The organism is Planomonospora sp. ID91781 (genome assembly GCF_015711595.1).
GTDB classification, from domain to species: domain Bacteria; phylum Actinomycetota; class Actinomycetes; order Streptosporangiales; family Streptosporangiaceae; genus Planomonospora; species Planomonospora parontospora.
Genome location: NZ_JABTEY010000003.1, coordinates 402,581 through 411,583, shown reverse-complemented (window position 1 = coordinate 411,583; position 9,003 = coordinate 402,581). Strand labels below are relative to the sequence as shown.

Annotated in this window: 10 protein-coding genes; 6 read left to right on the top strand and 4 right to left on the bottom strand. The window is 73.7% G+C overall.

Annotated elements, in window-relative coordinates:
• Positions 1–72 precede the first annotated feature (72 nt).
• Positions 73–1,041, top strand: coding sequence for a TlpA disulfide reductase family protein (locus HS048_RS32180; RefSeq protein ID WP_230882404.1), 969 nt, complete (start codon positions 73–75; stop codon positions 1,039–1,041).
• Positions 1,042–1,170: 129 nt separating this feature from the next.
• Here HS048_RS32180 and HS048_RS32175 read toward each other — a convergent pair whose 3' ends face one another.
• Both HS048_RS32175 and HS048_RS32170 read right to left on the bottom strand, forming a co-directional pair.
• Positions 1,171–2,913 carry a hypothetical protein gene (locus HS048_RS32175; RefSeq protein ID WP_196469762.1) on the bottom strand — a complete coding sequence of 581 codons (1,743 nt, stop codon included), beginning with the start codon at positions 2,911–2,913 and terminating at the stop codon, positions 1,171–1,173.
• Between the two features lie 144 nt (positions 2,914–3,057).
• Positions 3,058–3,774 carry an IclR family transcriptional regulator gene (locus HS048_RS32170; RefSeq protein WP_068897591.1) on the bottom strand — a complete coding sequence of 239 codons (717 nt, stop codon included), beginning with the start codon at positions 3,772–3,774 and terminating at the stop codon, positions 3,058–3,060.
• A gap of 79 nt (positions 3,775–3,853) precedes the next feature.
• Between HS048_RS32170 and leuC the strand changes: the two genes are divergently transcribed.
• The 4 genes from leuC to HS048_RS32150 all read left to right on the top strand — a co-directional run bounded on the left by leuC (position 3,854) and on the right by HS048_RS32150 (position 6,503).
• Positions 3,854–5,233, top strand: a complete 1,380-nt coding sequence (gene leuC, locus HS048_RS32165) for a 3-isopropylmalate dehydratase large subunit (protein WP_068897590.1) — start codon at positions 3,854–3,856, stop codon at positions 5,231–5,233.
• Positions 5,234–5,244: 11 nt separating this feature from the next.
• On the top strand, positions 5,245–5,832 hold the full coding sequence (leuD, locus tag HS048_RS32160) for a 3-isopropylmalate dehydratase small subunit (protein ID WP_068897589.1): 588 nt from the start codon (positions 5,245–5,247) through the stop codon (positions 5,830–5,832).
• The gene (locus tag HS048_RS32155; RefSeq protein WP_068897588.1) at positions 5,811–6,065 is read left to right on the top strand and encodes a hypothetical protein; all 255 of its coding nucleotides are present in this window, start codon (positions 5,811–5,813) and stop codon (positions 6,063–6,065) included. The genes leuD and HS048_RS32155 overlap by 22 nt, the downstream gene beginning before the upstream one ends.
• A 141-nt stretch (positions 6,066–6,206) precedes the next feature.
• A complete protein-coding gene (locus HS048_RS32150) occupies positions 6,207–6,503 on the top strand; it encodes an HU family DNA-binding protein (RefSeq protein WP_068897587.1) in 297 nt (98 codons plus the stop codon).
• A 223-nt stretch (positions 6,504–6,726) separates the two neighbouring features.
• Here the strand turns inward: HS048_RS32150 and HS048_RS32145 are convergent, their stop codons facing one another.
• Positions 6,727–6,930, bottom strand: a complete 204-nt coding sequence (locus tag HS048_RS32145; RefSeq protein ID WP_068897804.1) for a hypothetical protein — start codon at positions 6,928–6,930, stop codon at positions 6,727–6,729.
• Positions 6,931–7,090: 160 nt separating this feature from the next.
• Here HS048_RS32145 and HS048_RS32140 point away from each other — a divergent pair, with 160 nt between their 5' ends.
• Complete coding sequence (locus HS048_RS32140) at positions 7,091–8,323, top strand: MFS transporter (protein ID WP_196469761.1); 1,233 nt, start codon at positions 7,091–7,093, stop codon at positions 8,321–8,323.
• Here HS048_RS32140 and cofC read toward each other — a convergent pair.
• Positions 8,280–8,963, bottom strand: a complete 684-nt coding sequence (cofC, locus tag HS048_RS32135) for a 2-phospho-L-lactate guanylyltransferase (RefSeq protein WP_196469760.1) — start codon at positions 8,961–8,963, stop codon at positions 8,280–8,282. The two genes, HS048_RS32140 and cofC, sit on opposite strands and share 44 nt — an antisense overlap.
• Positions 8,964–9,003: the final 40 nt, after the last annotated feature.

Genomic DNA, 9,003 nt, shown 5'->3' with positions numbered 1-9,003 from the left:
CCGGGCTCGCCCTCTTGATTGGATAGTGCCACTGCCCGATAATTGGGTATCACAGCTATCCAATGGAGGCCGATGATGATCACTCTGCTGGCGGACGGGCGCGAGGACGCGATCGGCGGCCTGGTCGTGCCGTACGGCGCGCCGGTGCTCGGCTGGGAGCGCAAGCCGCACGGCTGGTGCCGGGGTGAGGCGTGCATCCCCTCGTTCCGGGCCGCGGCGGCCGAGACGGCCGACGGGGTGGACCTGGTCGCCTTCGCCGGGCTGCTCGGCCGGCAGGCGGTGGCCGACCCGGGCGAGGGCGTGGTCGCGGTCGGAGAGCCCGTCGAGCCCGTGCTGGACCGGGCGCCGGAGTTCGGCCCGCTGCCCGGGCTCCGCGGCACCAAGGTCGCGCTGGTCTTCTGGGCCTCCTGGTGCGGCTGCCGCTACGACCTGCCGGCCTGGGAGGAGCTCCACCGCGAGCTGGGCGGGTACGGCTTCAGCGTGGTCAGCGTCTCCCTCGACCGCGACCCCGATCACGCCGGGGAGTGGCTCGCCGGCCTGACCCATCCGGCGGTGGTCGACGCCGACGGCCGGATCGCCGAGCTGTACAACGTGGTCAACGTGCCGACCGTGGTCTGGATCGACCCCGACGGCCGCATCGCCCGTCCCCAGGACACCATGACGGCCACCGACACCTTCCGGTCGATGAACGGCCTGTCCTCCGAGCGGGCCGTCGCCGCCCTGCGCCGGTGGGTGATCGAGGGCGACACGGGGACGGAGCTGCGCGAGCTGCGCGCTCCCACCGCCGACGAGCGCCTGGCCCGGCTGCACGGCCGGGTGGCGGCGTGGCTGCTGCGCGCCGGCCGTACCGCCGCGGCCGGGCGGCATCTGGCGGCGGCCGCCGCGCTCGCCCCGCACGACCTGGCCGTCCGGCGCGGCCTCATGCCGCTGGCCGGGGTGGACCCGTTCGGCGAGGAGTACTTCAGGATCCGGGAGGAGCTGGAGGCCGCGGGCATCCCGATCTACCGGCCGCTTCCCGACTGGCAGGAGGCCGCCGGGTGAGGGGCCCGGGAGGGCGCCCGGCGCAGGGTCCGGGAAGGGGGCGGGGCGGAGGGCCCCCGGGAGGCCTTGGGGAGGGGGCGGCGCGGAGGGCCCGGCGGGTCCTCCGCGCCGGGCCCTCCGCGCGGCGCACTAGTTGTCGCCGGAGCGGGCCTTGAACAGGGCCCGCTTGGCGGCCTTGCCCACCTGCCGGTCCGGGTGGGCCTTGGAGATCGTCTCCAGCAGCTCCTCCAGGTGCGGGTGGGGGACCTTCCAGATGACGTCCAGCAGGCCGACCAGCATCGAGGTCGGGCCGATGTCGTCCAGGCTGCTGACGAACTCGGGGCGGCCGAGTCCGGCGGAGATGGTCAGCATGTCGAGGATCAGCCAGTGCGTGTCGGCCTGGGTCGGCGCGGGGACGTCCTCGACGCCCAGCTGGGCCAGGTGCGTGGCCGCGTAGGGGTGCAGGGACGGCTCGTCCAGGGCCCGGCGCCAGGCCGGCACGGCCACCTCGCCCAGCGAGCCGACCACGCTGGCCGCCTGGACGCGGACCAGCGCGTCCGCGTCGTCCTCCGCCGCGGCCGCCAGCAGCTCCTCGGCGGCCCGGGCGGGCTCGCGGAGCTCCATCCACGCGGCGAACTCGGCGTCGGCCTCCTCCTCGGGCAGCTCCGCGCTGAAGGCGAGCAGGTCCAGGGCCGTCATCGCGTCGATGGCGGGCCGGGCGTCCAGCTCGATGTCGGCCTCGTCCACCAGGTGGACGAGGCCCTCCATGCCCAGCGGCGTCAGCCGCACCTGGTCGTGCTCGACCTCGACCATGCCGTATCCCGACAGCCAGTCCAGCACCGGGTTGAGCGGGTCGCCGTACTGCGCGGTGGCGGCGTCCCAGGCCTCGGCGCCCAGGTCGTCGTACTCGGCCGCGGCCTCGGCCAGCTCGGTGCGGAGATCGTCGAGGGATTTGGAGCCGGTCGCCAGCAGCACCCGGACCAGCAGCGCCCGGGTCAGCCCGGACAGGGCGATCGTGGCGTCCTCGTCGTCCAGCTCGGGGTCGCCGTAGTCGATCGAGTGCAGCCCGGCCAGCCAGGCGTCCAGGACGTCGTCGTCCTCCTCGAAGGGCCAGTCGGCGGTGTCGGGGTCGACGCTGACGGTGTCCTCGCCCTCGGGCTGGAGGAAGTCCAGGTCGATCGCGAGGTTCCAGACGTTCCACAGGGCGGGCACGGCGTCGGCCAGCCGGCCCTCCACCGCCTCCGGCACGGGGAACCCGAGGACGGCCAGCGCCTCGGCGATCTCGGCGTCGGTGAGCAGGTCCTCCTCGCCCACCCGGCGCTCGGTCCCGACCCAGACGGCCAGGTCCCGGGCCTTGGCGATCAGGACGGACCGGCGCGCGGCCGCGGCCAGCTCGGCGTCGGGCCGGAGCCGGATCGTCGGCAGCGCGGCGAGCCGGTCGGCGAACGGCTCGAAGTCGCCCAGCCCCTCGAACTCCTCCTCGTCGTACTCCTCGGCGTCCTCGCCGTCCTCGGAGAGCAGCTCCTCCATCGCGTCGACGACGTCGTCCTCGATCTCGTCGAGCTCGGCGAGCATCTCCTTGAGCGGGGAGGAGCCCGCCGAGAGCCGGGCGGTATCCGACAGGTAGGCCAGGTAGGCGCGGACGGCGGGCACCAGTCCCTCCGCCGCGGCCTCGGGATCCTCCACCACCTTCGGCATCCGCTCCAGGAGCACCGTGCGCAGATCGGAGGTCCTCCAGCGGCCGACGTCGTCGGAGGCGATCAACCGGTGCCACAGGGCGACGGAGCCCACCAGGTTCGAATCGCTGCCGGGCGCGTTCTCACGGGCCCAGAGGATGAATTCTTGGAGCAGGGGACGCAGTTCAGCGGCGGCTGCCTCGATGCGATCTGTCACCCGCCCAGCCTAGGGGCCCGCGGGGGTGCTCGCCTCCTCATATCGGGTGGGCGCCCGGCCGCGGTGCGCGGTGTTCTCGCACGGTGTTCCGCGCGGTGTCCGGCGGCGTCCGGCACGGTGTCCGGCGCGGCGGCGCCGTACGGCTCAGCCGTTCCTGCGCATCGCCTCGGTGATGCGCTCGGCGGCGGCGACCACGGGGGCGGCGTGCAGCCTGCCGGGGGTGCGGGTGAGGCGCTCGATCGGCCCGGACACCGAGACCGCGGCGATCACCTTGCCGCCCGCGCCCCGTATCGGGGCCGAGACGCTGGCGACCCCCTGCTCGCGCTCGCCGACGCTGTGCGCCCAGCCCCGGCGGCGGACGCTCGACAGCGTGGCCGCGGTGAACTTGGCCCCGCGCAGGCCGCGGTGGAGGCGGTCGGGCTCCTCCCAGGCCAGCAGGATCTGCGCGGCCGAACCGGCGAACATCGGCAGGGCCGAGCCGACCGGCACGGTGTCGCGCAGCCCGCTGGAGCGCTCGGCGGCGGCCACGCAGACCCGCTCGTCGCCCTGGCGGCGGTAGAGTTGTGCACTTTCTCCGGTCATGTCCCGCAACTGGGTGAGCACGGGCGAGGCGACGGCCAGCAGCCGGTCCTCGCCGGCGGCCGTGGACAGCTCCGAGAGCCGCGATCCCAGCACGAACCGGCCCTGCGTGTCGCGCGAGACGATGCGGTGGTGCTCCAGCGCGACCGCCAGCCGGTGGGCGGTGGGGCGGGCCAGGCCGGTCGCCTGGACGAGCTGCGCGAGGGATGCCGGGCCGGCCTCGAGGGCGTTGAGCACCAGAACGGCCTTGTCGAGTACGCCGACTCCGCTAGAGTTGTCCATACACCGATACTGCAGTCTCGACATATGAGAAGGCAAGTCGGGCGACGACGCGCAGCGTCGCAACGAAAGGGAGGCGACAATGGGCCGCACGCTGGCGGAGAAGGTCTGGGAGCAGCACGTCGTGCGACGTGCCGAGGGAGAGCCCGACCTGCTCTACATCGACCTGCACCTCATCCACGAGGTGACCAGCCCGCAGGCGTTCGACGGCCTGCGCATGGCGGGGCGGACCGTGCGGCGGCCGGACCTCACCATCGCCACCGAGGACCACAACGTCCCGACCCTGCTCGGCCCGATCACCGACCCGGTCTCCAAGACCCAGGTCGAGACGCTGCGCAAGAACTGCGCCGAGTTCGGCGTCCGGCTGCACCCGATGGGCGACGCCGGTCAGGGCGTCGTGCACATCATCGGCCCGCAGTTCGGCCTGACCCAGCCCGGCATGACGATCGTCTGTGGTGATTCTCACACCTCGACGCACGGCGCCTTCGGCGGCATCGCCTTCGGCATCGGCACCTCCGAGGTGGAGCACGTGCTGGCCACCCAGACGCTGCCCGCCTACCGGCCCAAGACGATGGCCATCGAGGTCTCCGGCGAGCTGCCGCCCGGCGTCACGGCCAAGGACCTGATCCTGGCGATCATCGCGAAGATCGGCACCGGCGGCGGTCAGGGCTACATCGTCGAATACCGCGGCGAGGCCATCCGCAAGCTCTCCATGGAGGGCCGGATGACCATCTGCAACATGTCCATCGAGGCCGGCGCCCGCGCGGGCATGATCGCTCCCGACGAGACCACGTTCGCCTACCTCAAGGGACGTCCCCACGCCCCGACCGGCGAGCAGTGGGACGCCGCCGTCGAATACTGGAAGTCCCTGGTCACCGACTCCGACGCGGTCTTCGACACCGTCGTGGAGATCGACGCCTCGACCCTGACCCCGTTCGTCACCTGGGGGACCAACCCCGGCCAGGGCGCCCCGCTGGGCACGGCCGTGCCGGCGCCCGAGGAGACCGACGACCCGGCGGCCGCCCGCCGCGCGCTGGAGTACATGGGGCTCACCCCCGGCACCCCGCTGCGCGAGGTCGAGGTGGACACCGTCTTCGTGGGCTCCTGCACCAACGGCCGGCTGGAGGACCTGCGGGCCGCGGCCGAGGTGCTGCGCGGCCGCAGCGTCGTGACCCGGACGCTGATCGTCCCCGGCTCGATGCTGGTCAAACTCCAGGCCGAGCAGGAGGGCCTGCACGAGGTGTTCAAGGCCGCCGGCGCCGAGTGGCGCGAGGCGGGCTGCTCGATGTGCCTGGGCATGAACCCCGACACCCTCGCCCCCGGCGAGCGCAGCGCCTCGACCTCCAACCGCAACTTCGAGGGACGCCAGGGCAAGGGCGGCCGCACCCACCTGGTCTCGCCCGCCGTCGCCGCCGCCACCGCCGTCACCGGCAAGCTGACCGCCCCCGCCGACCTGGCCTAGGAGACACGACCATGGAAGCCTTCACCACGCACACCGGCCGGGCCGTGCCGCTGCGCCGCAGCAACGTCGACACCGACCAGATCATCCCGGCCGTCTGGCTCAAGCAGGTCAGCCGGACCGGCTTCGAGAAGGGCCTGTTCTCCGCCTGGCGCGAGGACCCGGACTTCGTCCTGAACCAGCCCGCCTACCAGGGCGCCTCGATCCTCGTCTCCGGACCGGACTTCGGCACCGGCTCCTCGCGCGAGCACGCGGTCTGGGCCCTGCAGCAGTACGGCTTCCGCGTCGTGATCGCGGCCCGGTTCGGCGACATCTTCCGTAACAACTCCACCAAGATGGGGCTGCTCCCGGTCGTGCTGCCGGCCGAGACCGTCGAGGCGCTGCAGTCGGCCGTGGAGGCCGACCCCGCCCTCGAGGTCACCGTCGACCTGGGGGAGCGCCGGGTGCGCTGGGGCGCCGAGTCCGCCGGTTTCGAGATCGACGACTACACCCGCTGGCGGCTGATGGAGGGCCTGGACGACATCGGCCTGACCCTGCGCAACGCCGACGACGTGACGGCGTACGAGAATGGCCGGCAGCCATGGCTGCCGACGACGGTCTGACCCGCTCCGAACGAGAGCTGGCGCGGCTGCTGCGCGAGGCGCACAGCCGCGTCCGCGTGCTGCCCGTGCCTCCGGAGACGCGGCAGCGCCTGGCCAAGCACCTGCTGGCCATCTGCGGAGCGGCCAAGCACGACCTGGACCGTGCGGCCACCCGCCTGGAATCGTTCCTGATTGACCTCGATGACCTGGTTTCAGACACACGGAGTGCTGGAAATATTGCGGAAGGTGATTGAGTCACACGCTTCCGTCCCCTAATTTCAAGCGGGTAAGGGGTCTCTCGCTCCACCTGAGACCCCTCTCGGCGACAAATCGGGTGAGACGGGCTTCCTGTCTTGAGACCCACTCCCGGACATCGGCAACAAGGGACAATCTTCATGAACAAGAAAGAACTCGTCGACGCCATCGCGGATCGGGTGGGCGACAAGAAGACGGCCACCGAGGCCGTGAACGCCGTGCTCGACACCATCCAGAAGGCCGTCGCCAGCGGCGACAAGGTCTCCATCACGGGTTTCGGCGCCTTCGAGATGGCGCACAAGCCGGCCCGCACGGCCCGGAACCCCTCGACGGGCGCCGAGATCAAGGTGGCCGAGAGCTGGGCGCCGAAGTTCCGCGCCGGCTCCGACTTCAAGGACCTCGTCAACGAGGGCGGCAAGAAGGCCGCCAAGAAGTAGCGTCCGCCGGCAGGCGGCATCCGCCGAGCGGCGGACTCGCACATCGGGCGCCCGGATCCCCGCGTGGGACCGGGCGCTCGGCGTGTCCGGCGGGCGCGGCGTCCGGTGGCGGGACCGGGCGGGTGCGGGGGCCGCTCTCCTGCGCGCGGGCGCGATCGGGTGGCGCGCGCCCGCCGGGACGGGCAGCCCTCCGGCTCCCGCGCGCGGTCCGGTGGTGCGCGGGTCAGTCCGGCAGCGGGAACGTCGAGAGCGTCACGTAGGTGACCAGTCCGCCGTCCACGGAGATGTTGACCCGCTGGCCCGGTCTCAGCAGCCGGAGCGGCCCGGCGTCGAACGCCTCGGCGCCGAACGGGACCTCGGTCCCGTCGTCCAGGAACACCGACCCGGACCGGGTCGCGGGGTCGAAGGTCCTCACCGTCGCCTGCACGCCCACCACCCTAACGCGGCCGGGCCCGGCAGCCCCGCGGCTCCCACCGGCCGTGCGGCGGAGCGTCTCCGCCCGCCGGCCGTACCGGAAAAGGGTTTGACCGGCGCGTCGCGGGCGGCGATCATTCACGGCTGTGCGGACCGGGGACGAGCGTGCGGGGATGTGGCGGAACAGGTCGTTCCGGCTCTTCCTGGGCGCCGACGCGATCAGCCAGTTCGGCACCCAGGTCACCATCGTCGCCCTGCCGCTGGTCGCCCTGCTCACGCTGGAGGCGAGCCCTCTCCAGCTGGGCTTGCTCACCGCCGCGGAGACGGCCGCGTTCCTGCTCGTCGGGCTGCCGGCCGGCGTGTGGGTGGACCGGTCGCGGCGCCGCCCGATCATGATCTGGAGCGACCTGCTGCGGGGCGCCGCGCTGCTCTCCGTCCCGGCCGCCGTGCTCCTGGACGCGCTCACCCTGCCGCACCTGTACGCGGTCGCGCTGCTCATGGGCCTGGGATCAGTCTTCTTCGACGTCGCGCACATGAGCTTCCTGCCCTCCCTGGTCGGCCGGGACGACGTGCTGCGGGGCAACGGGGTCCTGGAGACGCTGCGCGGCGCGGCGGTGCTCTCCGGTCCCCCGCTGGGCGGCGGACTGGTGCACGCGGTGACCGCGCCGGTCGCCCTGCTCGCCGACGGCGTCAGCCACCTGGTCTCGGCGCTGCTGCTCGGCGGCGTGCGGGCGCAGGAGGACCCGGCGCCGGCCGGAGAGCGGCGACGGCTCCGGGAGGAGGTCGCCGAGGGGGTCCGGTACGTCGCCGGCCACCCGGTCCTGCGGCGCATCGCCCTGGTCGGCGCCCTGGTCATGCTCTCCAACGGCGTCTGGTCCGTCGCCCAGCCGTTCTTCCTGCTCAGGCTCCTCGGCGTCGATCCGGTGGGGTACGGCCTGCTCCTGGCGGCCGCGCCCGCCGGCTGGCTGGCTGGCGCGTTCCTCGCCCCCCGCGCCGCCGCCCGCTCCGGCGTCGGTCCGGCGATGTACGGCGGAGCCGCACTGGCCGCCGCGGCCGTCCTGCTCGCCCCGCTGGCCGGCCCGGGATGGGCGCTGGCGCCGTTCGTCCTCGGCAACGCGCTCAACGGGATGGGCGCGGCGGTGTTCAGCGTCAACCAGCTGAGCTACCGCCAGCGGATCACCCCGGAGCGCCTGCTCGGCCGGATGAACGCCAGCATGCGGTTCCTGATGTGGGGGGCGGCGCCGGTCGGCGGCCTGCTCGGCGGGGTGCTGGGGGAGCTGCTCGACGCCCGGACGGCCCTGTGGACCGCCGCGGCCGGCATCGCCCTGGCCCACCTGCCGGTGCTGACCTCCCGGGGGATCCTCAGTCTCCGGGAGGCCCCGGCTCCGGAGACCTCACCCCGATGAGCCGGGCCACCGCGCGGGTGCGCGGACCGGTGCCCAGGGCGAGGGCGGCGCGCAGGTCGTCGGGGGTGTCCACGTCCCGGCGCACCGAGTCGGCCCCGGCCAGGCAGAGCTCTTTCGCGCCGCGCCGCAGGTGGCGGTCGCGGGAGGCGCCGCCGAACCCCGGGGTGAACGGGACGCCGGGCCGCGTGCCGTAGAAGGTCGTGCCGACCTCGGCCGCGTCGGGCAGGAAGGACTGGTCGAACTCGGCAGCGGCGGCCAGCACGAGCGCCAGCTCCGCGGGGCGCAGGGCCGGCAGGTCGGCCTGGAGCGCGCCGACCGCGTCGCCGGGCGCCAGCCGTACGGCCTCGCCCGCGCCGTGGCGCAGCGCCGCGTTGAGCCCCGCCTCCGGGTCGCCGACCACGCGGGCGCCCACCCCGGCCAGCGCCTCGGCGGCCACCGGGTCGCCCGTCACCACCACGACGCGCGCGACGGGGCCGCAGCTCAGCGCGGCCTCGACGGTGTCGCAGGCGATCGCCACCGCCAGCGCGGCGCGGTGCGGGCCCGCGGCCTCGGACAGCCGGGTCTTGGCCGCCACCAGGGTCTTGACCGGGACGACGAGGGTCCAGTCCGGGCTCTCGGAAGGAGGCATACCCTTAAGCATCCCGTCTCGACAGCCTCCGGAGCCAACCGGAAGACTCGAG